Below are 25271 nucleotides of genomic sequence, written 5' to 3'. Positions count from 1 at the left end.
TCATCCCACCCCTTCTCCCGCCAGCGGGAGAAGGGTTGAGCCGTTGGCTTCGTGACCGCGGCCGCCGCTGGCGCGCGCGGCCTGGGGCCACCCGGTGTCCGATCAACGCGGCACGGGATCACGCAACGGTGACGGCGACGCGATGCCACCCGGCGGGGCCGGGTCGGCAATAGCGACCACGCTCCGTTCCGGCGACCGCCTCGCCATCGCCCCGGCTGCCGTTCACGCCTTCCCGCGGCACCGCACAGCCGGCAGCACGCACGCCGGCTCTTCCCACGCACCGCAACTTTCCGTATATTGACTTTTGTCAAGTTTGACATCTGTCATGTCTTGGCGTGGCTACCCGTCTTCCGCGAGCAGACCCGCAATGCGGAGGGACGGCGGAGTCAGGGGAAGAACAACACAACGAGCAACAAGCTGGAGGAGCAAGAACTGATGATTCCGACGATCAGAGCCGCGTCGGCGGCTGTGCGGACGGGGGCGCTCAGCGCGGCGCTGCTACTGACCACCGGGGCCCTCGCGCAGACGGACCCGGAATCCATTCCGGTGGAGGACACCGAATCCGAGCCGGCCCAGCCGGAAGTGGCAACCGCGCAGGCACCGGCGATCGACGAGATCGTCGTCACCGCCCAGCGTCGCGAGCAGAACCTGCAGGACGTGCCCATCGCGGTCACGGCGGCATCGGCGGAGATGCTCGCCGATGCGCGTGTCGAGAACATCACCGACATCCAGGCGGTGTCGCCCAGCATCAACTTCGACGTCACCAACAGCGCCGCCAACAGCGCCAACATCCGCATCCGCGGCATCGGAACCACCGGCAACAACCGCTCGTTCGAGGGTGCGGTGGGTGTCTTCGTGGACGGCGTGTACCGCACGCGGCCCGGCCAGGCGCTCCAGAACTGGGTCGACATATCGGGCCTGCAGATCCTGCGCGGCCCCCAGGGCACGCTGTTCGGCAAGAACACCTCGGCCGGCGCACTGATCGTCAACAGCAAGGAGCCGGTGCTCGGGCAGGTATCGGGCGACTACAGCGCCACTGCCGGCAACTACGACCTGCTGATGTCGAAGGGTGCGGTGAACACGCCCATCGGCGACGACATCGCCATCCGCGTGGCCGGCATGTGGCAGAACATGGACGGCTTCATCGAGGACCCCAACGACGGCGACGACTACAACGACCGCAACGCGCGCGCCCTCAAGTGGCAGGGCCTGTGGCAGGTCAGCGACGGACTGAAGCTGCGCCTGATCGCGGACTGGTCCGAGGAACGCAACAACTGCTGCTACGGACAGGTGGATGCCGTCGACGGCCCGCTGCAGCCCTACATCTACGGCACGCTGATCCCGGAACGCGGACTGGTACCGCCGTCGCCGGACTTCGATGACTACGAGATGGTGCTCAGCAACGACACCGACCAGAACATCGAGGACAAGGGCGTGGTCCTGCACGCCGACTACGCCTTCGCATCGGGCGACACGCTGCGCTCGGTGACGGCCTACCGGCGCTGGGACATCACCCAGATGGGCATGGACGGCGACTTCACCGGCGGCAACATCCTGACCATCAACGAATCCTTCGCGACCGACTTCTTCTCGCAGGAGGTCACCTACAACGGCACGCTGGACGACCTCGGCTTCGCGCTCGGCGCCGAGTACGTGATCGGCGCCTACATTTCCCAGGAGGACATCGACGCCCGCTACCAGCTCCTCTGGGGCGACCAGGCGCAGCCCTACTTCGACACGCTGCTCGGCGCCCAGGGCGCGCCTCCGGGCACGGCCGCGGCACCGGAAGGGCTGTGGCACGACGCAGCCTTCCCGGCGACCAGCGACTCCTACGCGGCCTTCACGCACTGGGACTTCGATCTCACCCACCGGCTCGGCCTGATCGTCGGTGCGCGCTACTCCTACGACGACAAGACCGGCGCCTATCAGCGTCTCTTCTTCACCGACCTGCCCAACGCCGCCTTCCGCGTCCTCGGCGCACAGCCCGGCCCGGAGTTCGACGCCTCCTACGACGACAGCGCGCTGACCGGAACGCTGGGCCTGCGCTACCAGTTCGCCGACAGCACCATGGGCTACGCCACCTACAGCCGTGGCTACAAGTCCGGCGGCGTCAACATCGACAACACCGCTGCCGGCGGGCCGGCAAGCAACCCCGAGGAGACACCCGGGGCCGTGCCCGGCGACCCGCGCTACAAGTCGGAGTACAACGACGGCTACGAGATCGGCCTGAAGACCGAGTACTGGAACCGCCGTGCGCGCACCAACATCGCGGCCTTCTACAACGACCTGAAGGACCTGCAGATCGCCCTGTTCTCGGGCACGCAGTTCTCGGTCATCAACTCGCCGGAGGCGACCGTCTACGGCGTCGAGATGGAGAACAGCCTGCTGCTGACAGATGTCTTCCGCGCCAGCCTCGATGTCACCTATCTGGCCGAGGCGGAGTACGGCGAGGATCCGGCGCTGGACCTCTCTGCCGCCGGTCAGGCCAACCTGTCGGGACGCGACTTCGCGCAGGCCCCGGACCTCGCCGGCAACCTCGCACTGAGCATGGACCAGCCGCTGTCCGATCGCTACGCCCTCATCGGCCGCATCGCCGCGCGCTACACCGGCGAGCAGTTCACCAACCCGTCCAACGACCTGAAGCGTGACGCCGAGACCGAGCTCGACGCCAGCCTCGGTCTGGCATCGATGCAGGGCTGGGAAGTGACGGCGTGGTGCCAGAACTGCACCGACGAGCGCTACGTCGTGCAGCACTTCAACTCGCCGCTGCAGGGCACCGACCGCAACGCCTATGTCTCGGCGCCGCTCACCTTCGGCGTGACCTTCCGCGGCGAATTCTGACGCGGAAGCCCCTTCCTCTCCGGCGGCACGGACTCTCCCGCCGCCGACCTTGACGGTGTCGCCCCATCGGGGCGGCGCCGATTTTTTGCGCGGCCCTCGCGTCCGACCGTTCGCCGGCACCCCCGGAGCGCCGGCATGCCTGCGCGCTCTGCCCGTCCGAGGCCGGTACGACTCGTGGACTGGATGCCGGCCTGATCGTGCGCAAGGCTCCCCGGTACCGCCGCACATCGCAGCGGCACAACCCGAGGAGACCACCATGAGCACGACCGGATCCACCACGGCAACCGACTCCGAGATGCAGGCGCTCAAGCAGCGTCTGAAGGCAACCTGGGAATCAGGTGACTACGGTGCCTTCGCGGTCTATCTGGAGCGCGGCGCGGCGGAATTCCTGGAGCGCCTCGATGTCGAGCCCGGCACCCGCATGCTCGACGTCGCCTGCGGTGCCGGTCAGATCAGCGTGCCGGCGGCGCGCGCCGGCGCCCGGGTCACGGGCGTGGACCTGGCTGCGAATCTGGTCGACCAGGCGCAGGCGCGGGCGCGCGAGGAGGGCGTGGACGCCCGCTTCGACGCGGGCGACGCGGAGGCACTGCCCTACGACGACGCCAGCTTCGATCTGGTCACGAGCCTCATCGGCGCTCAGTTCGCCCCCCGGCCCGACCGGGTGGCCGAGGAGCTGCTGCGCGTCTGCCGACCCGGCGGTCGCATCGTGATGGGCAACTGGACACCCGTGGGCTTCGTCGGCGGCATGTTCGGGATCATCGGCAGGCACGCACCGCCCTCGCCATTGATGGCGCCGCCGGTGCAATGGGGCGACGAGGCCACCGTGCGGGAACGCCTCGGCCAGGGCGCGGCGCTGACACTGACCCGCCGCGACTACCCGCTCGAGTATCCCTTCGGTCCGGCGGCGGTCGTCGACCTGTTCCGCGACCACTACGGGCCGGCGCAGAAGGCCTTCGCGGCGCTTGACGAGGCGGGCGGGAGCGCGCTGCACGAGGAGCTGACGCAGCACTGGCAATCGCACAACCGGGCGCGCGACGGCGGCACCCACTGCGATGCCGAGTACCTCGAGGTCGTCGCGCATCGCCACGGGTAGCGGTCGGCGCGCCGCATCGCGCACGTCGCGCGGGCGGGCGCGATGCCGCCGGCCGGTGTCCGTGCGTCGACACCGGCCGGCGATGGCGTGTCAGCGCTCGTACGCCTCGGCGCGCTCCCACATCTGGATGTAGGCCTCGGCCGAGCGGAAGAGGATGTCCACCGCCTTGCGCCCGTTCTCGCCGCCGTTCTGCTGCATGTCGGCGATGAGATCGGGATAGAGACCGTAGTGGGCGACACCGTCGCTGTTGAGGTCGAAGACGCGCTCGCCGCTGATCTGACGCTCGAACTCGACATCGCCGTAGTACGACGAGAACGGGTACTGCAGCGGCGCGTCGGCCGCGTTGCCGCGTGGACCGGGCTGCGTGGCGATGCCGTTGATGTCGGACGAGAAGCCGGTGGCGAAGAAGTAGTCCGGGTTCTCGTACTCGGCGATGCCGTTGATGCGGTCCGCCCAGTTGCCCGCCGTCGACGCGAAGTCGTTGACCATGCCGCCGAGGTCCACCAGACGCTGCTCGGCGCGCGAGCTGGTCAGGAAGCCGTGGCTGGACACCACGCCCGGGTAGCCGCGCGCCTCGAGGATCTGCAGCGCCTTGTCGCGCACACGCGTACCCATGTGGTCGACCTCGATCAGGATATTGCGATCGATGAGCCGGTCGATGAGGTAGGTGCCCATGTCGGTCATGCCGCGCGCGTTGCACTGGGGCTGGCCGCCGACCGGGTTCAGGATCGCGTTGAGATCGGTGAGGCCGGGTAGCGCGTCGAGATAGAACGACACCGTCAGCAGCAGCGACTCGAAGAGGTTCGGCCCGGGCTGGTCGGTCTGCTCCTCCTCCTCGGGCCCGCACGCTTCCAGTGCGAAGGGCTGTCCGGTCGCGAGCACGTTGCCGACGGAAATGACGGTCTCGGTGATGCCGGTGCCGTTGTAGGCACCGCCGAAGGCGTTGTCGAAGCGATGGATCGGGAAGATCGCGCGGATGCCGAGCTCGATGAACTCGTCCAGCTGGCGGTCGATCTCCTCGCGCGAGCAGGTGGGCTGGCCGAGATAGGACTTGCAGTTGAACAGATGCGAGAACTCCAGGCCCAGCATCACCGCGAGCTTGCCGTCGGCGATCACCTCGCGCGCCTCCGCCGGGGACTCGACGATGCGGAAGAAGCCGCGACCCGGGCCGCCCTCCTGCGCATCGATGTAGTCCTGCAGCTCGTGCATGCGCTTGATCTGCAGGCGTGCATTCTCCATCGGGTCGCAGTCGTTGCGCACCAGCGGGTAGATCTGGCACAGGGTCTCGTTGCCGGTCATGTGGTTGACCATGAACCGCAGACCGCCCATCCACATGCGCTCGATCCACTTGTAGTAGGTCTGGTGATGCTGCAGCGACGAGTGATGCGGCCAGTCCCGGAAGGTCGGCCAGCCCTGGGTGTCGTGCAGGCGCAGCGGCAGCGGACTGCCCGAGGTGAAGTGCTCGATCAGACCGGTCGTGCCCTGCGGACCGTGGTTGACCGCGCAGTTGTCCAGCGCGGTGGTCACGCCGAACTTGTGGAAGGGCTCGCCATAGTTGACGCGGCCGCCGATGAACTCGTAGGCACCGATATGGATGTGGGTATCGGCGATGCCCTTGAGCGACCCGTCGGCATTGGTACCCGAGAAGGGCTCGCCGTGCGCATTGGTCGTCACCTCCGGGAACTCGGCGCAGCCTTCGGTGGCGACCAGATCGAAGGTACCGGCCTCGCCCAGCACGGCTTCCTCGGCCAGTACCAGCGCGCCGGTATCGTCGGTCGCGGCCAGGCGCTGGCCACTGACGCCGTTGGCGAGCGTGAAGCGCCCGCCCTCCGGGCGCTGGACCGTCCAGATGGCGAGATCGCTGGCGTTGCGACGCGCGCCGAGCGCCGGGTTCACCTCGACCCCACCGACCGTGTCGCCGATACCCCCGACCACGTCCGCACCGATGGTGCGCAGCACGCCGCCGATGCGCCGCAGCGGGTCGATGACACCGAGCGTGTCGCCGACACCCGCGAGGATCTCGCCGACGGTCCCGACGAAGTTGCCGGCGCCATCGAGCAGTTCGCCGAGCGGATCGCTGATGCCGAGGAACTCCGCCTCGTGGTCGTAGAGCAGGTAGTCGCCGAGCGCGCTGGCACGGAAGTAGAAGGGCTCGGCCTCGTCCACCGCGGTGGCATCGGCCACGTAGTTGCCGTCGCGCTTGGCGATGAAGGCATCGCGATCATTGGACCGCAGGGCGAAGCAGCCGCCCGCGAGCGAATAGCGCGTCTGCGTGGATGGCACGACCACGCCGCCGTCACCGGATTCTTCACCCGGATTGCTCCCGCCGCAGCCGGTCAGTACGGCCCCGCCGAGCAGAAGCACACCCAGCCCCGCACGCGTTGCAGCGCGCGTCATCCCCCTCGAATCACGCATATCGACCCCGAATACCGTCATTGGATGCGCGCGGCACACGGTTGCCACGCTTTCCCGGTCAGGCTAGGGGGCGCGCGACGCCGGAGGTAAGCGTAATTTTTCAGCAATGTGACGGTCCGGCGCACGCCGGACCGTCACGCGAAGGGTCGACTCAGGCCGTCTCGACCAGGCGCTTGCGGCGCTGCGCCACGAAGCCGGCGAGCTCGCGCAGCACCGAAACGGTGTCGTCCCAGCCGATGCAGGCGTCGGTGACGGACTGGCCGTAGACCAGATCGCCGCCCAGATCCTGGCGCCCTTCCTGGAGATGGGACTCGATCATGACGCCGATGATGCGGTCGTCGCCGTCGGCGATCTGAGCGCCCACGTCCTGGGCGACATTGATCTGGCGGCGATGCTGCTTCTGGCTGTTGGCGTGCGAGAAGTCGATCATCAGATGCTCGGGCAGGCCGGCCTTCGCCAGCGCCGCGCAGGCGGCATCGACGCTCGCGGCATCGTAGTTGGTGCCGCTCGAACCGCCACGCAGGATCAGATGACAATCCTCGTTGCCGGTGGTCTCGAAGATGCCGGTCTGGCCGTCGCGGGTCATCGACAGGAAGTGGTGCGGATGCGCCGCCGACATCACCGCATCGACCGCCAGCTTCACCGATCCGTCGGTGCCGTTCTTGAAGCCGACCGGGCACGACAGGCCGGAGGCCATCTCGCGATGCAGCTGCGACTCGGTGGTGCGGGCGCCGATGGCGCCCCAGCTCACCAGATCGGCGAGGTACTGCGGCGTGAGGATGTCGAGGAACTCGACGCCCGCCGGCACGCCGGACTCGGTGAGCTGCAGCAGCAGCTTGCGCGCGGTACGCAGGCCGGTGTCGATGTGGTAGCTGTCGTCGAGCGTCGGGTCATTGATGAGTCCCTTCCAGCCGACGGTGGTGCGCGGCTTCTCGAAGTACACCCGCATCACCACCAGCAGGTCGCGCGACAGCTGCTCGCGCAGCGCACGGAGGTGCTCGGCGTACTCGAGCGCGGCCTTGGGATCGTGGATCGAGCACGGACCAACCACGACCAGCAGACGATCGCTCTGGCCGGCGAGGATCTCCTGGATCTCGCGGCGCGCGCTCAGCACGGTATCGATGGCCGCCTGCGAAAGCGGGTACTCGCCCTGCACCTCGGCGGGCGTGGAAACGGGCCGCACACTGCGGATACGGGTGTTTTCGGTTACGGCGGACATGGCAGCACCTGCTGCGGCGATATGGGCGAATCGGGCGCGCGATGTTAGCAGACGCGCCCGGGCTTTCCGATCACCATCCGCTATGCTCTGCACAGCCATCCCCTATGCCGGACCCGTCCATGCTGTTTCGTAGCGCCTGCAGCGCCCTGGTGGCGTTGTGCATGCCGGCCATCGCCGGCGCCGCCGACTACTTCCAGGTGCGCAACGAGAACCAGCTCGCGCGTGCCGTGCCCCTGCCGGTTCTGGCGCCCGACTCGCCGGAACCGGGCCAGCTCGACTTCGGCACCCGCCTCGATCTCAGTAACGAGTACGCCAATCTGCAGGCGGCTGACGAAGCCCTGCTCGCCGACGGCGAGGTCGCCAAGCTCACGCTGTCCGCCAGCGGCCGTTTCACCGCGGCCACGCACTGGTCCGTCCGCCTGCCGGTGCTGCACCAGGGTGGCGGCTTCCTCGACGGCACCATCAGCGACTGGCACGACTTCTTCGGCCTGCCCAACGGCGGCCGCGAGTTCGCGGTCGATGACCGTTACCTGTTCGCGTACGCCGAGAACGGCGAGACCCTGCTGCGGGTGGACGACAAGGGCACGCGCATCGGCGATCTCGAAGTGGCATGGCACTGGGAGCCGGCCGAGCGCTGGCTGCTGGGCGCCCACCTGCAGGTTCCGACCGGCGACGGCGACAAGCTGGCCGGCGGCGGCGCCATCGGCGCCGCCGTCTGGGCCACCCGGCGCTTCGCCGCCGGCCCGCTGGACGCCTTCCTCTCGGGTGGCGTGGCGGTGAGCGAACCGGGCGACATCCTGCCCGACCGCCAGCGCCGCACCATTCCCTTCGGCGGCGCGGGCATCGGGCTGCGCCTGTTCGACTGGATGCGGGCCGTGACGCAGGTCTATGCCCACCGCGCCTCCTTCTCCGACACCGACATCAACACGCTGGGACGCGACAGTGTCCAGCTGTCGGTGGGCGCTGTCTTCCGGCTCCCCGGAAAGACGCGCCTGCACCTGCTGTTCCAGGAGGACCTGGGCGTCTACGCATCGCCCGACTTCAGCGTGCAGGCTGCGCTCTACTGGTAGGCGCCTCCGACTTCCACGCCGCGATGACGCGATCGATCTCGGCACGCGCCTGTGCCATGCGGCGGTCCACGACCTCGGCCGGCGCGGCGGTACCCTGCCCGGCCACCACGTCGACGCCGGCGAAGCCCATGAAGCCGAAGAGCTGCCGCACCGTCGGCGTCAGCAGGTCGTAGCTGCCCGGCCCATCCTCGTACTGGCCGCTGCTGGTGGTGATCAGCAGCGCCCGGTGCCCGGTGAGCCAGCCCTCGTAAGCACCGTCGCGCACGGTCCAGGTGCGGTCCCTCTGGATGACAGCATCGAACCAGGCCTTGACCGCGGCCGGCAGCCCGAAGTTGTACATCGGTGTCGCCAGGATGATCCGGTCGGCCGCGCGCAACTGCTCGACGTACCGATCCATGGGCGCGAGTGCCGCCGCGGTCTCGGCGGCCGGTTCGATGCCGCCGTAGTTCCGCGCCACGTAGCCGTCCACCCGGGTGGTATCGAACAGCGGCGGGAGTGTCGTCGCGAGATCGGTGACGACGGGTGCCGGATCGAGCTGGGCAATGGCGTGCTCCAGCAGGCGCGCGGTGCGCGACCCGGTGCGCGGGGTGTAGCGGACGACGTGAACGGCCATGACTTTCATCTCTGCTGAAACGTGCAGCAACGGTATGGCCGGACCCGTGCAATGAATAGCGGACATGAAAGAACTCCGCTTTCAAAGCATTTGAAGGACCGATATGCTGGTGCCATGCGCCTGACGCTCGAATCGCTGCGCACTCTCGAGGTCATCGCCGACGCCGGCAGCTTCGCGCGCGCCGCCGAGCGGCTCCACCGGGTGCCATCTGCGCTGACCTACACCGTGCAGAAGCTGGAGTCGGACTACGCCATCACCCTGTTCGAGCGCGTCGGGCGCCGCATGCAGCTCACCGATGCCGGACGCGCGGTCGTCGAGGAAGCGCGCGCCCTGCTCCGGCAGGCGGAGGCCACCGACAACCGCCTGCGCAAGCTCGGCGAGGGCTGGGAATCCCGCCTCGGCATCGCGGTCGATGCCATGCTGCCGATCGACTGGCTCTTCCCGGCCGTGCGGGAGTTCGATGCACTGGCGACGCGTACCGAACTGCGGCTCATCGAGGAGACCCTCGGCGGCCCGTGGGACGCGCTGATCGGTGGCCGCGCCGACATTGCCATCGCCGGCGGCGAGCCGCCCGGCGGCTACGGGCTCAGCAGCAGCCTGCTCGCCGAGATCACCTGGGATTTCGCCTGTGCGCCGACGCATCCGCTGGTAGCGGAGGCGGAGCGGCGCGACGGCCCGCTGCCGGCGTCGGCGCTGCGCGCGCACCGTGCGGTGGTGGCTGCCGACTCGGCGCGCAAGCTGGCAGCCCGCACTTCCGGCGTCCAGGACGGGCAGCCGATCCTCGCGGTCTCCGGCGTCATGCACAAGATCCGCGCACAGGCCGACGGCCTGGGAGCCGGTTTCGTGCCGCGCCATCTGGCGCATCCCTGGCTGCGCGACGACCGACTGCGGCGGCTGGCGGTGGAAGTTCCGCGCGAGCGCACCCGCCTGCTGGTGGCATGGCGCAGCGGCGAACAGGGCCTGGCGCTGAACTGGTTCCGCGAGCGCCTACTGCATGACGCCGCACTGCAAGCGCGCTTCGACTGCGACGGCCGCGACTGAACCGCTACCAGAGCGTGCACCAGGCGCCTGCCACCAGCACGGCGACACCGCCGACCTCGGCCACCACCAGCAGCAGCATGAAGCCGTGCACGATCGCGCCGGGCAGACGCCGCGTGCCGAGACGATGCGGCGCGCGCAGCTGGTTGTCGGTATCGCCCAGCCAGCCGTGCACGACATAGGTCCCGATGGCGAGCGCGAAGAACAGCAGCGGCCAGACCACAGCGTGCAGATCCACCACCATCGGCCACGCCGACACCGCGGCCAGCGCGGCCATCACCAGGGCGGCGAAGCTGTAGAGCAGGCTGGCCCGATGCGCGATGTCGACATAGGGATGCGCCTGCGCGTCGGAGGAGCGCGCCATGCCCGCGTACTTCCATACGCCGGTCAGCAACCCTACGAGCAGGAACACGCCCGACGCCGAAAGCGCCACGCGTACCGGAAGCTCCATCACCGCACCCGCCAATGATTCCATGCCCGATCTCCCTTTCTGGCCGGGCGATAATCGCACCTTTACCGCATCGGGACCCGCATCGTGGATCCATCCGACATCGACCCGCTCGCCGTTGCCCTGCCCGGCATGGCGCCCGCGCTCTGGCTGACGGTCTGCGCCCTGCTGCCGCTCGGCGTGGTGCTGCTCGCCGACAGCCTGTTCCGGCACCGGGCGGCGCGGCTGCCGCCGGCACTGCGCGGCGGCGCCAAGCTCGCGGTCGGCCTCACCGGCGCCGCCATCGCCGCGCTGGGCAGCTGGCTCATCAGCAGCAACGGCGCCTGGCGCACCGACGACACCTTCTACCTGCGCGCGAGTCGTGCCTTCCTGGTGGAGCTGCCCGTCGAGCAGCTCCGGCCGGACGCGGCAGCGCCCCTGTCCTTCGACACGCTGACGGCGGACGGCCGCCTGCGCGCACCGGGCTATGCCGCCGGCTGGTACCGCGACCCCGACGGGCGCCGCGTCTTCGTGCTGTGGTCGGGCGCCCCGCTGACCCGCATCCCGACGGACCGCAACTTCGATCTCGCGCTCGCCATCGCCGACCCCTCGGCGCTGCGATGACGGCGTGACGACCGTGGCCGCACTACACTGCGCGCCTGTGCGACGAATCGCCCGGGGGAGGCATCGGAACATGAAACGGTGGATCAGTACGCTCGCCCTGCTCGCGGGCGGCATCGGCCCGGTACACGCGGCCGACATCGGCGCCGGCGTGCGCGCCTCGACGCTCGGACTGGGCGCCGAACTCTCGATCGGACTGCTCGATCGCCTGGTGCTGCGCATCCCGGTCAGCACCTTCACCTACAGCGACGACGTCGAGGAAGACGGCATCAACTACGACGGCGACCTCGATCTGCTCACCGTCGGCCTGTTCGCCGATGTCCATGTCTTTGGCGGCGCATTCCACATCACCGGCGGGCTGGCGAGCAACGGCAACGAGCTCAACCTGCGCGCCAGCGAAGCCACCGGCAACGAATCCTTCGAGGTCGGCAGCAACACCTACGTCTCCGATCCGGACGACCCCTTCGAGCTGCGCGCCGGGATCGACTTCGAATCGGTCGCGCCCTACATCGGCATCGGCTGGGGCAACGCGGTACACGCCGAGCGCAACAGCGTCTACTTCAAGCTCGAGCTCGGCGTGCTCTACCAGGGCAGCCCGCAGGCCACCGCCTCGGCAACCGGCTCGGTGCGCGACGCCGACACGCCTCTGGCGCCGTCCTTCGACGTGAACTCGGCCGACCCGCGCGCACAGGCCTTCCGCCAGCAGCTCGAAGCGGAGCGCGCGACACTGGAAGACGATATCGACGAGTACGATCTGTACCCGGTGCTCGGCGTGTCCGTCGGCTACCGCTTCTAGGACCGGCCGCCGACCGTGCTGAGCGCGGCACTCTGCGGTGCCGCCTTCGTCGGCGCCGTCCTCTCCGGCGCGCTGGGTCTCGGCGGCGGCACGCTGCTGATCGCGGTGCTGTTCGCGGCGGGGCTGCCGCCGGCCGAAGCGGTGCCCCTGTTCGCGATCGTGCAGATGGTCGCCAACGGCACGCGGAGCCTGTCCTATCTCCAGGCCGTCGACGGGCGCGCCCTGCTGGTGTTCCTCGCCGCCGGACTTCCCGCGGCGGTGATGTTCGCGCCGCTCGCCGACCGGGTGCCGTCGTACTGGGCGGCCATCGCCCTCGGCGGCCTGATCCTGCTGTCGCTGCTGCCGCGTCGTTCCCGCGCCCCGGAGCGGGGCCCGCGACTGCCGCCTTCGGCGGCCTACGCCGGCGCCGGACTGCTCAACGGCACCGCGGGCATGTTCATCGGCGCCACCGGCCTGATCGTCGGCCGCATGCTCGTGCGGCCCGACTGGGACCGCCCCCGCGTGGTCGGCACCATCGCCGCCGCGCAGATGCTCGGCCACCTCATCAAGATCGTCGGCTTCGCGCTGGCCGGCACCGCGCTCCTGCAGCGCCCGGCGCTGGCGGCCGGCATGTGCCTGGCGGCGATCGCCGGCACCGCCATCGGCACCCGCTTCGGCGACCGCCTGCCCGAGGCCCGGTTCCGCGCGGCGTTCCGCATCGTGCTGGTGGTGCTGGCCGCCCAGCTGCTGATCGACGGCATAATCCAGGCATGGAAACCCTTCTGAGCGCGGCCCGCGTAGAGGCCATCATCCACGCCGGACTGCCCGAATCCGACACCATGGGTGTCCGTGTCGAATCGGTGGGCGACGGCGCCGCCACCATCCGCATCCCGTTCTCCCCGCGCATGCTGCGCCCCGGCGAGCGCGTCTCCGGCCCGACGCTGTTCGCCGCCATCGACACCGCCATGTATGCCGCCGTACTCGCGCACATCGGCGAGCGTCCGATGGCGGTGACCGCCGATCTCAACATGCACTTCCTGCGCGCCTGCGCCCCGCGCGAGATCACCGCCGGCGCGCGCATTCTCAAGATGGGCCGCCGGCTGGCCGTGATGAGCGCCGTCGCCGGCGCGGTCGACGAGGCACCGGCCGTGCACGCGACCGGGAGTTATGCGCTGCCGGCGGAGGTGTTCGCGCAGAAGGGGTGAGAGGCCGCATCGCGGTTCCATGGTGCGGACCTCGAGACCGCACCAGCGCGGCGCCGCAGCCGCAGCAACCCCGCCCTACAGCACCCCCGGCAGCCAGGTGGCCAGCACCGGCACCAGCGCCACCAGCAGCAGGATGACGAGCTGGATCCCGATGAACGGCACCACCCCGCGATAGATGTCGAGGGTCCGCACCTCGGGAGGCGCGACGCCGCGCAGATAGAACAGCGCGAAGCCGAAGGGCGGCGTCAGGAAGCTGGTCTGCAGGTTCATTGCCATGAGCACGCCCAGCCAGACCGGATCCAGCCCCATCATCAGCAGCGGCACGGCGACGATGGGTACGACCACGAAGACGATCTCGATGAAGTCGAGCACGAAGCCGAGCAGGAACATCAGCACCATCACGCAGATCAGCGCGGCCACCGGCCCGCCGGGCAGCTCGGTCAGGGTGCGCTGGATCAGCAGGTCGCCGCCGTAGGCGTTGAAGGTCATCGCGAACATCGACGCACCCACCAGGATCATGAACACCATGGTGGTGACCGCCACCGTCTGGCGCGCGGTAGCGAGCAGTTCCCGTCCGTCGAGCCGGCCGCGCAGCGCGGCCAGCAGCACGCTGCCACCGGCGCCGATGCCGGCGGCCTCGGTGGCTGTGGCATAGCCACCCAGGATGGCGCCCAGCACCAGCACGATGAGCGCGACCGGCGGCAGCAGCGCCACCCCCACCGTTGCCATGGACGGCATGGGCTCGCGGGCGCCGTCGCCCGCGGCGGCCGTGTGCCGCGAGGCGAACAGCACGTAGATGACGTAGACCACCACCAGGATGACGCCGGGCACCAGCGCGCCCGCGAAGAGGTCGCCCACCGACACCGTCTCCACCGACCAGATGCCGGCGCGCAGCTGGGCCTGCTGGTAGGCCGAGGAGAGGACATCGCCGAGCAGCACCAGCACGATCGACGGTGGAATGATCTGACCCAGCGTGCCGGAGGCGCAGATGGCACCGCTGGCCAGCGGCGGCGCCACGCCGCGCGACAGCAGCGTGGGCATCGAGATCAGGCCCATCGCCACCACGGTGGCGCCGACGATGCCGGTGCTGGCCGCGAGCAGCGCCCCTACCACCACCACCGACGCGAGCAGACCGCCGCGCACGCGTCCGAACAGCGCGCCCATGGTCTGCAGCAGTTGCTCGGCAAGCCGGCTGCGCTCGAGCATCACGCCCATGAAGACGAACAGCGGCACCGCCATCAGGGTGGCATTGCTCATGGTGCCGTAGACGCGGCTGGCCACATCGAGCAGCTGCACGGCCTCGAAGGCGCCGATGCCGATGCCCAGAAGCGCGAACCACAGCGCGACACCCGCCAGCGTGAAGGCCACCGGGTAGCCCAGCAGCAGAACGCCGCAGGCCACCACGAACATCAGGATCGCCACCCAGGCCACTTACAGCCCCTCCTCGTGGGCCGGCGCGTCGAGCGTTTCGCCGCCGACAGCCAGCAGCACCGCCGACGCCACCGCCTGCAGCGCCAGCTGTAACGCCGCGACCGGCATCAACGTCTTGAGCAGATAGACCAAGGGCAGGCCCGAGCTCTCCACCGATGTCTCGCCCAGACGCCAGGACTCGGCGACGTACGGCATCACCGCCCACAGCAGGAACAGCGCAAAGGGCAGCAGCAGCAGCAGATGCCCGCCGATCTCGACGCGCCGCTGCACCGCGGGCGAGAAACGGTTGCGCAGCACGTCCACGCGCACGTGCCGGTCGGCGACGATGCCGCCGGCCGCGGCGAGCAGGAAGATGGCGGCGTGCAGGTACTGGGCGGTCTCCTGCAGCGCGATCAGTCCGATGCCGAAGCCGTAGCGCAGTACCACGACCGCCAGGAAGGTCACCACCATCGCCAGGGCCAGCCACGCCATGGCGCGTGCCACCGCGACATTGCACGCCCGCACCGCGCGCGCGGCGACCAGCAGCGCCATCCTCACAGCGATAGCGGCTGCCCGCCGGTATGGAAGCGGAGGATGCGCTCGTAGGGCGTGGGATCCTTGATGTGCACGAGGTCGCCGTCGCGCGGGAAGTGCCAGTCGTAGAGGCGCGACAGCCAGAAGCGCAGCGCCGCCGCGCACAGCACGCCCGACCAGTCGGCCTGCTCGGTCTCGGTGGGTTCGCGCTGCGCGCAGTACGCTTCGGTGAGCGCGCGATAGCGCGCGCGGTTGAGACGCCCGTCCTGCTCGAAGCACCAGTCGTTCACGGTCACCGCGAGATCGAACAGCAGCGCGTCATTGCAGGCGTAGTAGAAGTCGATGATGCCGCTGACCTGATCCGCCTGGAACAGGACGTTGTCGCGGAACAGGTCGGCATGGATCACGCCCTGCGGCAGCGCTGTCCAGCGTGCCGCCTCGTCGGCCGCCAGCGCGGTATCGAGCAGCGCGGCAGCCTCGGGCGGAAGCCGCGGGCGCACCTGATCGGCGGTGGCCACGCGCCAGTCGCGGCCGCGCGTGTTGGCCGCGGTCAGCCGGAACGAGCGCGCGCTGCTGTGCAGATCGGCGAGCGCCTCGCCGGCGGCATGGCACTGGGCCGTGTTCGGCGTCAGCGCGCTGGCGCCCTCGAGTCGCTGCACCAGTGCGGCGGGCTTGCCGCACAGCTCGCGCAGCACCTCGCCGTCCTTCGCGCGCAGCGGGCGCGGCGCCGGCACGCCCCGGTCGGCACAGTGCGCCATCAGCCCCAGGAAGAAGGGCAGATCATCGTGATCGAGACGCTCGAAGAGCGTGAGCACGAAGCGGCCGTCCTCGGTATCGACGAAGTAATTGGTGTTCTCGACACCCTCGCCGATGCCCTGGAACCCGATCAGGGCACCCAGCGGATACTGTTCGAGGAACGCGGTGAGCGCCTTGTGCGAAACCTTGGTGAATACCGACATGCGCGCGGAAGCGGGCTCTTGAGCGCGTCAAAATACACCAAAGCGCGACCGCGACACCGTTCGAAGGCCTGCACGGCCGTTCCGGCCGGCGGCGACCGCAGGCTAGCGGCGCACGATATCCGGGTCGTCGAGCAGCAGGCCGACCTCCTCGACCACGCCTTCGGGACTGATGTCGCGCACGATCAGCTCGAAGGGCCCCAGCGGCACGCGGTCGCCGAGCTCGACGCTGCCGCGGAGCCGGTCCCGGAAGACCTCGCGCAGCGTCTTGCCGCGCATGTCCGGTGGCAGATCGATGTCGAAGCGACGGGCGATGGAATCCGCCGACGCATCGGGCGGCAGCGAGAAATCACCGAGGAAGTCGCGCGCATCGACGGTATCGACGGCCGCGTAGATGCGGTCCAGCAGGCGGATATGGCGCTCGGCGCAGAACAGATAGACGGTGTCGCCCGGCTCCAGCGCACCGGCCTGATGCGGGCGCAGGCTCTCGCCGTTGCGCAGGATCAGGGAAGGGCGCGCCCAGCGCGGGATCCGGGTGGCGCCAAGCGCCGGGCTGTTGGCCGCCAGCCGGTAGCCGACCAGCTCGTGCTCGGCGCGACCGGGCAGCTCCAGCTCGATGCGGTCGATCATCGCGGCCTGCGCCGCTTCCATCTGCCGCAGGCGCTGCGCTGCCAGCCGCACCGTCCAGCCCTGCAGCAGCAGCGAGAAGATCACCACCAGGAAGACGACATTGAACAGCAGCTGCCCGTCGGCCAGCCCGGCGCGCAACGGCAGGATCGCCAGCAGGATGCTCACCGCGCCGCGGAGACCGACCCACCCCACGAAGCCGGTCTCGCGCCAGTCGAAGCGCTGCGGCCGCAGACAGATCAGCACCGCCAGCGGACGCGCGAGCAGCGTCAGCACCAGGGCCAGCCCGATGGCGGGCCAGATGACGTCGATGAAGCTCGACGGCACCGCGAACAGGCCCAGCGTCACGAACATCAGGATCTGCGCCAGCCAGGTGAGCCCGGCCTGGAAGCGGCGCATGGAGTACTTGCCCTTGAGGCGCTGGTTGCCCGCCACCAGACCGGCGAGGTACACCGCCAGGAATCCGCTGCCGCCGACCATGGTGGTGCCCGCGAAGACGATCAGCGCCATGCCCAGGACGGCAACCGGGTAGAGCGCGGTCTCGATATCCAGCGCGTTCACCAGACGCACCATGGCGAGCCCGCCGCCGATGCCGAACACCGCGCCCAGCCCCATCTGCTGCACCAGCGTGATGAGCATGCCGTCGATGCCGTCGCGGTCCCCGGCCACTGCCGCCAGCAGCGCCACCACCATGAAGATGGCGACCGGATCGTTGGTGCCCGACTCGATCTCCACCGTGGAACGCACGCGCTCGCGGATGCGCACGCCGCCGGTGCGCAGCAGGAAGAACACCGCGGCCGCGTCAGTGGACGACAGGCAAGCGCCGAGCAGCAGCGCGGTGGGCCAGTCGATGGGCAGCAGCAGGCGCGCCCCGGCCGCCACCACCAGCGCGGTGAGCACCGTGCCCAAGGTGGCGAGCGTCAGCGCCGGCGCCGCGGCCTTGCGATAGGCGCGCCAGGGCGTGGCGAAGCCGCTGTCGAAGAGGATGACCGCCAGCGCCAGACTGCAGCCCCAGTAGGCGATCTGGGCATCGTCGAAGTCGATGCCGCCGATCCCGTCCTCGCCCGCCAGCAGGCCGACGCCCAGGAACACCAGCAGCAGCGGCGCGCCCATCCGGAAGGAGAGCACGCTGCTGAAGATGCTGATCACCACCAGCGAGGCGATGATCAGGATGGTGACGATCTCGGGCTCGATCACCGCGCGCCTCGCCGGTTCCGGGAATGGATGAGGTCGCCCAGTGTACCGCCGGGCACCACCCCGCCCCCGGGCGCGCGGCGCCTCAGCGTCGCCAGAAGTAGGGGGTGAGCACCACCAGGAGCGGGAAGATCTCGAGCCGCCCCAGCAGCATCGCGAACACGCCCACCCACAGCCCGAAGTCGTTCACTGCCGCGAAGTTGCTCGCGACCTCGCCGAGGCCGGGACCGAGGTTGTTCAGCGTCGCCGCCACCGCGGAGAACGCGGTCACCACGTCGAGACCGGCGGCGAGCATGAGGAAGAAGATGATCAGGTAGAAGCCCGCGTACACCGAGAAGAAGCCCCACACCGCCTGGACGACGCGGTCGGGCACCGTGCGGTGGCCGATCTTGATGGGCAACTCGGCATTGGGGTGGATCATGCGCACCACCTCGCGTATGCCCTGCTTGAACAGCAGCATGACGCGCACCACCTTGATGCCGCCGGTGGTCGAGGCGGCCGAGCCGCCGATGAAGCTGGCGAAGAGCAGCAGCGGCGGCAGCAGCAGCGGCCAGCTGGTGTGATCGGCGGTGCCGAATCCCGACGTCGTGCCGATGGAGACAACCTGGAAGAGCGCGTGCGTGAAGGCCTTCACCCCGCTGCCGTAGGTGCCCGAGATCCACAGCACCGCGGTCACGAACAGCGTGATCGCGAGGATGATCCCCATGAAGGTCTTGAACTCGGCGTCCCGCCAGTACGCCAGCGGATGCTTCTCGCGCAGCATCGCGAAATGCAGGCCGAAGTTGATGGCCCCGCTGATCATGAACACCACGCAGATCATCTCGATGAGCGTGCTGTCGAAATGCCCGATGCTGTTGTCGTGGGTCGAGAAGCCGGCCGTCGACACCGTCGAGAAGGCGTGGCTGACGGCGTCGAACGGCGTCATGCCCGCCAGGTAGTAGGCCAGGGCGCAGGCCACCGTGAGGGTCAGATAGATCTGCCAGAGCACGCGCGCCGTCTCGCGGATGCGCGGCGTCAGCTTGTTGTCCTTGATCGGCCCCGGTACCTCGGCGCGGTAGATCTGCATGCCGCCGACACCCAGCAGCGGCAGGATGGCGACGGCCAGGACGATGATCCCCATGCCGCCGAGCCACTGCAGCTGCTGGCGGTAGTAGAGGACCCCGTGGGGCAGCGTGTCCAGCCCGGTGATGACCGTCGCACCGGTGGTGGTCAGTCCCGACACCGCCTCGAAGGCCGCCTGCGCGATGCCCAGTCGCGGCGTCAGCGCCAGGTACAGCGGCACCGCCGCGAACAGGCTCAGCACGGTCCAGAACAGCACCGCGACCAGGAAGCCCTCGCGGATCTTCAGCTCGCGCCGGAACGAGTAGACCGGCAGCCACAGCAGTGCGCCCGTCACCAGCGTGATGCCGAAACCCACCACGAAGGAGAGCGCCACGCCCTCGCGGTAGAACAGGTCCACCAGCGCCGGCGGCAGCATGGTGGTGGAGAACAGCATGAGAAGCAGCCCCACCACCCGCTGCACCGTGGCGTAGCGGTGCTGCATCCGCGGCAGACGCATCAGAGGAAGGTCGGCGGCACGTTGAACAGCTCCTCCACCGCGCGCGTGTACTTGCGGTCGACGATGAACAGCACGACGTGATCGCCGCCCTCGATCACGACGTCGCGGTGCGCGATGATGACCTTCTCGTTGCGCACGATGGCGCCGATGGTGGTGCCGGGCGGCAGGTCGATCTCGTCGAGCCGGCGGCCGACCACGCGCGAGTTGTCGCGATCCCCGTGCGCCACCGCCTCGATGGCCTCGGCCGCGCCCCTGCGCAGGCTGTGCACGCGCGCGACGTCGCCGCGCCGCACGTGCGCCAGCACCGCCGACACCGTCGCCTGCTGCGGCGAGATGGCGATGTCGATGATGCCGCCCTCCACCAGATCGATATAGGACAGCCGGTTGATCAGCGACAGCGCCTTGTGCGCGCCCAGCCGCTTGGCGAGCATCGCTGACAGGATGTTGGCCTCGTCATCGTTGGTGATGGCGCAGAACACATCCATGTCCTCGATGTTCTCTTCGGTCAGCAGATCCTCGTCGGCGGCGTCGCCGCACAGCACGATGCCCCGGTCCAGCTTCTCCGAGAGCATGCGCGCACGGTTGCGGTCGCGCTCGATGATCTTGACCTGGGCGTGGCCCTCCAGCGCCTGCGCCAGCTTGAGGCCGATATTGCCGCCACCCGCCAGCATGATGCGGCGTACCGGCCGATCCACGCGGCGCAGCTCGGCCATGATCTTGGGCGCGGCATCCACCGAGGAAATGAAGAAGACCTCGTCCTCGGCCTCGATGATGGTGTCGCCCTCCGGCAGCAACGGCCGGCCGCGGCGGTAGATGGCCGCCACGCGCGCGTCGAGGCCGGGTAGGTGCTGCGGCAGCTCGCGCAGCTGGCGGCCGACCAGCGGGCCGCCGTAGTAGGCGCGCAGTCCGATGAGCCGTACGCGCCCCTCGGCGAAGTCGACCACCTGCAGCGCCCCGGGGTACTCGATGAGCCGCCGGATGGCATCGGTGACCAGCTGCGCCGGGGAGATGTGCATCTCCATCGGGAAGCTGCTGTGGCTGAACAGATCGTCCGCCGAACGCAGGTACTCGTCGGCGCGCACGCGCGCGATCTTGGTGGGCGTGTTGAAGAGGTTGGCCGCGATCCGGCAGGCGACCATGTTCACCTCGTCGGACTCGGTGACCGCGATCAGCATGTCCGCGTCGTTGCCGCCGGCATCGCGCAGCACGCGCGGATACGAGGCATGCCCGTGGACGATGCGCAGGTCGAGTCGGTCGCGCAGTTCGTTGAGCAGCGTCTCGTCGGTGTCGACCACCGTCACGTCGTTCTGCTCGCCAGCCAGATTGTCCGCCAGCGAAGCCCCTACCTGACCGGCGCCGAGGATGATGATCTTCAATGCGGCGTCACATCGCTGTAGTGGCCCGGCATGATACGCCCCGCGAAGCCCGTCGGGGGACTGTTCCGCATAGGCAATTTCTACGATGGCCGCACCGCGCGCGGCGTCGCTATGCTGATCGGCTCGATACAACAAGAGCGCGGATACCGCGCCGGCGAGGAGACAACATGCCGTACCGCCACCCGGCAATCACCGCATTGCTGGCCGCCGCCCTGTGCGGCCTCGCCGCCTGCGGCGGCAGCGAACCCGTATCCGGTGACGGCGCGGGCGCGCCCGCCGAACCCGACGTACGCGTTGCGGAGGGCGCCCATATCGTCGTGCCAGCCGGCACCCGTGTCGGCCTCGGGGAAGCCGACGGCACGCCGCGCGCGTGGCGCCAGCAGCGCGGACCGGCCACACCACTGACCGGCGAAACCCTCCTGGCACCCGATGTCCGCGTCGCCACCGAGCTGCGCTACCGCGCCGGCGGCGACCAGAGCGGCATCCTCGTGCAACCGCGCCCCGACAGCGCCTGCGCCGGGGGCGCGCGCTGCGCCGCCGCCTCGAAGCGGCGCATCACGCCCGCGGATGCGCACATCGCCGGCATCCGCGAGGAGCGCCTGCTGATCGCGCCCAGGACGCAGCGCTTCAATCTCGGCGGCTTCGGCATCGACCCGACGCAGAACTTCCCGGCACCGCTCGACCGGCTGTCCGACATCCTCACCATCCCGGCGGCCGAACGCCTGCATCGCAACCGCGCCGACGACGACGAGCACACCTGGCTGCGCAGTCTCGTGCTCAGCGAGAACGGCGAGACCGTCGTCTTCCTGACCGTCGACGCGGTGGGTGCCGGCAACATCATCACCGGCGAGATGGGCCGCCGCATCGCCGATGCCACCGGCATCGATCCGGGCCGGATCCTCTTCGGCTCGACGCATACGCATGCCGGCGCCGACCTTCAGGGCCTGTGGGGCGGCGTGCCGCAGGACTGGATCGAGAACGTGCTCTATCCCGAGGCGGTCGGGGTGGTCGCCGACGCGCTGGCCGCGCTGCGCGAGGTCGAGCTGCGGGTACGTCAGGGCGACGCTGCCGCCTTCAACAGCTACCGCCGGCCGCCGGTCGATCCGACCGCGCGCGCCGACCCCATCATGACGCTCCTGGAAGCGCGCGAGCGCCGCTCCGGGCGACCGGTCGGCCGCCTGCTGCAGTTCAACGCCCATCCCACCAGCATCAACGAGGACCCGCGCACGCCCCATCCCGACTACGTCCTGGGCGCGGTGGACCGGCTGGAGGCGGACGGCGGCGTGGCCGTCTTCTACAACGGACCGATCGCCGACGCCTCCGCGCGCGGAGGCGACGCACCCGAGGACGCCACGCCCTACGAACGCGTGCGTGCCCGCGGTCGGGCCATGGCCGAGCACGCCCTCGCCCTGGGCGACGACCGCGTGCTCGGACCGGGGCTGACGTTCCGCCAGCAGCAGGCCCTGCTGCCGGTGACCAATCCGCTGTTCATCGGCGCGGCCGCCGCCGGCGCCTTCAACCGCTACTACAACTTCACCGGCCTGCCGCTGGAGCGCATTCCCTTCGTCAGCGAGTTGTTCACCACGCTGCCGCAGGTCGCGCCGGTGGCGCCCACCGCGGTGTCGCGCATCCGCCTGGGGAGCGACGACGCGGCGCTGGACATCGTCACCATCCCGGGCGAAGCCACCAACACCTTCGGCGAATCGATCCGCGCACTGGGCGACGGCAGCCCCATGATGCTGCTCGGCCTCACGCACAACAGTTTCGGCTACATCCTGCCGGTCGACGAGTTCAACTACGTCGATACCGGCGGCGGCACCGGGCTGTTCCTGCCCTTCACCAACTACGAGGAGTTCGTCTCGCTCGGACCGCTGACCGCGCCGCTGCTGCGGCTGCAGGCCTACGCGCCGCTGTTCGACATCGGCGCGGCCAATGCGGATGCGCTGCCGCCGGCGCTGTCGGCCTGCTTCGACGCGCTGCTGGGCGAGGACTGCCTGGTCAACCGCGTCGCCATGCAGCTCGACTACCTGCAGCAGGGCCTGCTCGACCGGTGCCGCGATGCCGGCGGTCCGGACGGCTTCTGCGCGCTGCTCGACCCGGTCACGCCGCTGGGCGACATCTGCCGGCAGCTCGGCCTGCCGCCGGCGGTCTGCGATCTGCTCGGCGAGACGACGCCCGCGGAAGCCCCGGCAGCGGCAGCGACTGAACAGGGCTGACCCGGCGACGCGCGACCGCTAAGCTGTCGGTCGATCCACGCCACGAAGGGAGCCGCGTCCAGCGACGCGGAGCAGCACGCATGAATCCAGCCGAGGAGGCCCTGTCCCGCCTGCGCGCCGGCAACGCGCGATTCGTCGAGCGCATCCGCAGCGCCACACCCACCGCTCAGCAGGCCGAGGCGATCACGCTTCCGCGCGAGCAGAAGCCCATGGCGATCGTGCTGGGCTGCGCCGACGCGCGCGTGCCGGCCGAGCTGGTCTTCGATCAGGGACTCGGCGATCTCTTCGTCATCCGGGTCGCCGGCAACATCGTGGCGCCGTCGGGCATCGGCAGCATGGAGTTCGCGGCCTCGCGCTTCGGCACACGGCTGGTGGTCGTGCTGGGACACACCGAATGCGGCGCGGTCACCGCCACGGTGGAAGAGCTGCTGCGCCCCGCCGGCGAGCAGTCGCCCAACCTGAGCGCCATCGTGGAGCGCGTGCGGCCGGCAGTCGCGCCGGTGGTCTCGGGCTGCGGGCACAGCCATACCGATGCCATCGTCCCCGATGCCGTGCGCGCCAACATCCGGCACTCGGTGGCGCAGATCCACAACGGCTCCGAGATCCTGCGCCAGCTCATCCGCGACGACGGACTGAAGATCGTCGGCGCCGAGTACGACCTCGCCAGCGGACAGGTGCACTTCCTCGACGACTGAGCTCAGTCGTCCAGCTCGGCCAGCCGGCGCTCCAGCAACCGGCGCTGGGCGGTCTGCTCGCTGAGCGCCAGCGCCCGCCGATAGCACGCGCGTGCCGCAGCGACACGGCCGGCGCGGCGATGAAGTTCCGCCAGGGCGGTATGGCCGGGCGCGTAGTCGGTCAGCGCACCGTCGGCGTGCAGCGCGTCGATGAGCGCGATGCCGGCATCCGGTCCGTCGCGCATGGCCACCGCCACCGCCCGGTTGAGCGCCACCACCGGCGACGGCTCGACGCGCAGCAGAACGTCGTAGAGGCCGACGATCTCGTGCCAGTCGGTGGACGCCGCGTCGGGGGACTCGGCGTGCAGCGCCGCGATCGCGGCCTGCAGACTGTACGGGCCGAAGCGCCGCGAGCCCAGCGCGCGCCGCACCAGCGCCGCGCCCTCGCGGATCTCGCCGGCATGCCACAGACTGCGATCCTGATCCTCCAGCAACACCGGCTCGCCCTCGGCGGTTTCGCGCGCATCGCGGCGTGCATCCTGCAGCAGCATCAGCGCGAGCAGCCCGAGCACCTCCGGGTCCGGCATGAGTTCGGCGAGCAGGCGGCCGAGACGAATGGCCTCGGCGGCGAGATCGGCCCGGCGCAGGCGCTCGCCACCGGATGCGGCATAACCCTCGTTGAAGACCAGGTAGATCACGTGCAGGACACTGTCGAGCCGCTCCGGCAGGTCGGCGGGCGCCGGCACCTCGTAGGGAATGCCGGCGTCGCGGATCTTGGCCTTGGCGCGCACGATGCGCTGCGCGACCGTGGGCACGCTGGTGAGAAAGGCGCTGGCGATCGCCTCGGTGGTCAGATCGCAGACCGTGCGCAGGGTCAGCGCGATCTGGGCATCCGGCGCCAGCGCCGGGTGGCAGCAGGTGAAGATGAGACGCAGCCGGTCGTCGCCGATGGCGTCGTCGCCATCCGGCTCGTCTTCGCGGCGCGCCTCGTACTGCTCGGCGATGAGGTGCTGCGAGGCATCGAAGCGCGCGCGCCGGCGGATGCCGTCGATGGCACGGAAGCGCCCCGCCGACACCAGCCACGCGCGCGGATTCTCCGGTACACCGTCGCGCGGCCACTGCGCGACGGCCGCCGCAAAGGCATCGTGCAGCGCCTCCTCCGCGAGCTCGAAATCGCCGAGCAGCCGGATGAGGGTCGCGAGCACGCGCCGCGACTCGGCCTGATAGACCGCGGCCACCCGCGCCGCGGCGGCACCGTCGTCGACCGGGCGGACCACGGCGCGCTCAGCGGGCTCCGGCGCCCGCGCGCCACCGGCCCGCGGACGCGGGCGGATGGGCCATCGATTCGGTTCGGTGCGTCATGGCACACGATCGCTTCTGTGACGACATGGTGTACCCGCTGCGAGACG

General features: G+C 69.8%; 21 protein-coding genes. 10 read left to right on the top strand and 11 right to left on the bottom strand.

Features of this window, described 5'->3' with window-relative positions; genetic code table 11:
- Nucleotides 1-435: 435 nt before the first annotated feature.
- Nucleotides 436-2841, top strand: coding sequence for a TonB-dependent receptor (locus KAH28_RS10270; protein ID WP_290576285.1), 2406 nt, complete (start codon nt 436-438; stop codon nt 2839-2841).
- 256 nt (nt 2842-3097) lie between these two features.
- On the top strand, nt 3098-3934 hold the full coding sequence (locus KAH28_RS10265) for a class I SAM-dependent methyltransferase (RefSeq protein ID WP_290576283.1): 837 nt from the start codon (nt 3098-3100) through the stop codon (nt 3932-3934).
- A 90-nt stretch (nt 3935-4024) separates the two neighbouring features.
- Here the strand turns inward: KAH28_RS10265 and KAH28_RS10260 are convergent, their stop codons facing one another.
- Nucleotides 4025-6331, bottom strand: coding sequence for a hypothetical protein (locus KAH28_RS10260; protein ID WP_290576281.1), 2307 nt, complete (start codon nt 6329-6331; stop codon nt 4025-4027).
- A gap of 169 nt (nt 6332-6500) precedes the next feature.
- Nucleotides 6501-7568, bottom strand: coding sequence for a 3-deoxy-7-phosphoheptulonate synthase (locus KAH28_RS10255; protein ID WP_290576279.1), 1068 nt, complete (start codon nt 7566-7568; stop codon nt 6501-6503).
- Nucleotides 7569-7687: 119 nt separating this feature from the next.
- On the opposite strand from KAH28_RS10255, the gene KAH28_RS10250 reads away from it, so the two are divergent.
- A complete protein-coding gene (locus KAH28_RS10250) occupies nt 7688-8638 on the top strand; it encodes a DUF3187 family protein (protein ID WP_290576277.1) in 951 nt (316 codons plus the stop codon).
- Here KAH28_RS10250 and KAH28_RS10245 read toward each other — a convergent pair.
- Nucleotides 8610-9251, bottom strand: a complete 642-nt coding sequence (locus KAH28_RS10245) for an NAD(P)H-dependent oxidoreductase (protein WP_290576275.1) — start codon at nt 9249-9251, stop codon at nt 8610-8612. The genes KAH28_RS10250 and KAH28_RS10245 overlap by 29 nt on opposite strands.
- A gap of 114 nt (nt 9252-9365) precedes the next feature.
- Between KAH28_RS10245 and KAH28_RS10240 the strand changes: the two genes are divergently transcribed.
- On the top strand, nt 9366-10292 hold the full coding sequence (locus KAH28_RS10240) for a LysR family transcriptional regulator (RefSeq protein WP_290576273.1): 927 nt from the start codon (nt 9366-9368) through the stop codon (nt 10290-10292).
- 4 nt (nt 10293-10296) lie between these two features.
- Here the strand turns inward: KAH28_RS10240 and KAH28_RS10235 are convergent, their stop codons facing one another.
- Nucleotides 10297-10764 carry a hypothetical protein gene (locus KAH28_RS10235; protein WP_290576271.1) on the bottom strand — a complete coding sequence of 156 codons (468 nt, stop codon included), beginning with the start codon at nt 10762-10764 and terminating at the stop codon, nt 10297-10299.
- A gap of 60 nt (nt 10765-10824) precedes the next feature.
- Between KAH28_RS10235 and KAH28_RS10230 the strand changes: the two genes are divergently transcribed.
- From KAH28_RS10230 to KAH28_RS10215, 4 genes are all read left to right on the top strand, one after another.
- The gene (locus KAH28_RS10230; protein ID WP_290576269.1) at nt 10825-11340 is read left to right on the top strand and encodes a hypothetical protein; all 516 of its coding nucleotides are present in this window, start codon (nt 10825-10827) and stop codon (nt 11338-11340) included.
- A 70-nt stretch (nt 11341-11410) separates the two neighbouring features.
- Complete coding sequence (locus KAH28_RS10225; RefSeq protein ID WP_290576267.1) at nt 11411-12133, top strand: hypothetical protein; 723 nt, start codon at nt 11411-11413, stop codon at nt 12131-12133.
- 15 nt (nt 12134-12148) lie between these two features.
- A complete protein-coding gene (locus KAH28_RS10220) occupies nt 12149-12898 on the top strand; it encodes a sulfite exporter TauE/SafE family protein (RefSeq protein ID WP_290576265.1) in 750 nt (249 codons plus the stop codon).
- Complete coding sequence (locus tag KAH28_RS10215; protein WP_290576263.1) at nt 12883-13317, top strand: PaaI family thioesterase; 435 nt, start codon at nt 12883-12885, stop codon at nt 13315-13317. The genes KAH28_RS10220 and KAH28_RS10215 overlap by 16 nt, the downstream gene beginning before the upstream one ends.
- Before the next feature lie 75 nt (nt 13318-13392).
- Here KAH28_RS10215 and KAH28_RS10210 read toward each other — a convergent pair whose 3' ends face one another.
- From KAH28_RS10210 to trkA, 6 genes are all read right to left on the bottom strand, one after another.
- Nucleotides 13393-14748 carry a TRAP transporter large permease subunit gene (locus KAH28_RS10210; protein WP_290576261.1) on the bottom strand — a complete coding sequence of 452 codons (1356 nt, stop codon included), beginning with the start codon at nt 14746-14748 and terminating at the stop codon, nt 13393-13395.
- A complete protein-coding gene (locus KAH28_RS10205; protein WP_290576259.1) occupies nt 14749-15279 on the bottom strand; it encodes a TRAP transporter small permease subunit in 531 nt (176 codons plus the stop codon).
- 2 nt (nt 15280-15281) lie between these two features.
- Entirely contained in the window at nt 15282-16220 is a 939-nt protein-coding gene (locus KAH28_RS10200) for a homoserine kinase (protein WP_290576257.1), read from the bottom strand.
- Nucleotides 16221-16322: 102 nt separating this feature from the next.
- Complete coding sequence (locus KAH28_RS10195) at nt 16323-18041, bottom strand: potassium/proton antiporter (protein ID WP_290576255.1); 1719 nt, start codon at nt 18039-18041, stop codon at nt 16323-16325.
- Nucleotides 18042-18123: 82 nt separating this feature from the next.
- Nucleotides 18124-19596 (bottom strand): TrkH family potassium uptake protein, encoded by a 1473-nt coding sequence (locus tag KAH28_RS10190; RefSeq protein ID WP_366918164.1) that lies wholly within the window; start codon nt 19594-19596, stop codon nt 18124-18126.
- Nucleotides 19596-20972, bottom strand: coding sequence for a Trk system potassium transporter TrkA (trkA, locus tag KAH28_RS10185; RefSeq protein WP_290576253.1), 1377 nt, complete (start codon nt 20970-20972; stop codon nt 19596-19598). The genes KAH28_RS10190 and trkA overlap by 1 nt, the downstream gene beginning before the upstream one ends.
- Before the next feature lie 167 nt (nt 20973-21139).
- On the opposite strand from trkA, the gene KAH28_RS10180 reads away from it, so the two are divergent.
- Both KAH28_RS10180 and KAH28_RS10175 read left to right on the top strand, forming a co-directional pair.
- On the top strand, nt 21140-23188 hold the full coding sequence (locus tag KAH28_RS10180; RefSeq protein WP_290576251.1) for a hypothetical protein: 2049 nt from the start codon (nt 21140-21142) through the stop codon (nt 23186-23188).
- Between the two features lie 80 nt (nt 23189-23268).
- Nucleotides 23269-23883: a carbonic anhydrase gene (locus KAH28_RS10175; RefSeq protein WP_290576249.1), complete on the top strand. Its 615-nt coding sequence runs from the start codon at nt 23269-23271 to the stop codon at nt 23881-23883.
- 2 nt (nt 23884-23885) lie between these two features.
- Here the strand turns inward: KAH28_RS10175 and KAH28_RS10170 are convergent, their stop codons facing one another.
- The gene (locus KAH28_RS10170) at nt 23886-25139 is read right to left on the bottom strand and encodes an RNA polymerase sigma factor (protein WP_290576247.1); all 1254 of its coding nucleotides are present in this window, start codon (nt 25137-25139) and stop codon (nt 23886-23888) included.
- Nucleotides 25140-25271: the final 132 nt, after the last annotated feature.

The sequence above is a fragment of the Algiphilus sp. genome (genome assembly GCF_023145115.1).
GTDB lineage: Bacteria > Pseudomonadota > Gammaproteobacteria > Nevskiales > Nevskiaceae > Algiphilus.
The sequence above is the reverse complement of the archived record's forward strand: the minus strand, read 5'-3'. Positions and strand labels throughout refer to the sequence as shown.

Coding starts and splice junctions, on each gene's coding strand:
- KAH28_RS10270 (WP_290576285.1), top strand. CDS start 436: ATGATTCCGACGATCAGAGCCGCGTCGGCGGCTGTGCGGACGGGGGCG.
- KAH28_RS10265 (WP_290576283.1), top strand. CDS start 3,098: ATGAGCACGACCGGATCCACCACGGCAACCGACTCCGAGATGCAGGCG.
- KAH28_RS10260 (WP_290576281.1), bottom strand. CDS start 6,331: ATGACGCGCGCTGCAACGCGTGCGGGGCTGGGTGTGCTTCTGCTCGGC.
- KAH28_RS10255 (WP_290576279.1), bottom strand. CDS start 7,568: ATGTCCGCCGTAACCGAAAACACCCGTATCCGCAGTGTGCGGCCCGTT.
- KAH28_RS10250 (WP_290576277.1), top strand. CDS start 7,688: ATGCTGTTTCGTAGCGCCTGCAGCGCCCTGGTGGCGTTGTGCATGCCG.
- KAH28_RS10245 (WP_290576275.1), bottom strand. CDS start 9,251: ATGGCCGTTCACGTCGTCCGCTACACCCCGCGCACCGGGTCGCGCACC.
- KAH28_RS10240 (WP_290576273.1), top strand. CDS start 9,366: ATGCGCCTGACGCTCGAATCGCTGCGCACTCTCGAGGTCATCGCCGAC.
- KAH28_RS10235 (WP_290576271.1), bottom strand. CDS start 10,764: ATGGAATCATTGGCGGGTGCGGTGATGGAGCTTCCGGTACGCGTGGCG.
- KAH28_RS10225 (WP_290576267.1), top strand. CDS start 11,411: ATGAAACGGTGGATCAGTACGCTCGCCCTGCTCGCGGGCGGCATCGGC.
- KAH28_RS10215 (WP_290576263.1), top strand. CDS start 12,883: ATGGAAACCCTTCTGAGCGCGGCCCGCGTAGAGGCCATCATCCACGCC.
- KAH28_RS10205 (WP_290576259.1), bottom strand. CDS start 15,279: ATGGCGCTGCTGGTCGCCGCGCGCGCGGTGCGGGCGTGCAATGTCGCG.
- KAH28_RS10200 (WP_290576257.1), bottom strand. CDS start 16,220: ATGTCGGTATTCACCAAGGTTTCGCACAAGGCGCTCACCGCGTTCCTC.
- KAH28_RS10190 (WP_366918164.1), bottom strand. CDS start 19,596: ATGCGTCTGCCGCGGATGCAGCACCGCTACGCCACGGTGCAGCGGGTG.
- KAH28_RS10180 (WP_290576251.1), top strand. CDS start 21,140: ATGCCGTACCGCCACCCGGCAATCACCGCATTGCTGGCCGCCGCCCTG.
- KAH28_RS10175 (WP_290576249.1), top strand. CDS start 23,269: ATGAATCCAGCCGAGGAGGCCCTGTCCCGCCTGCGCGCCGGCAACGCG.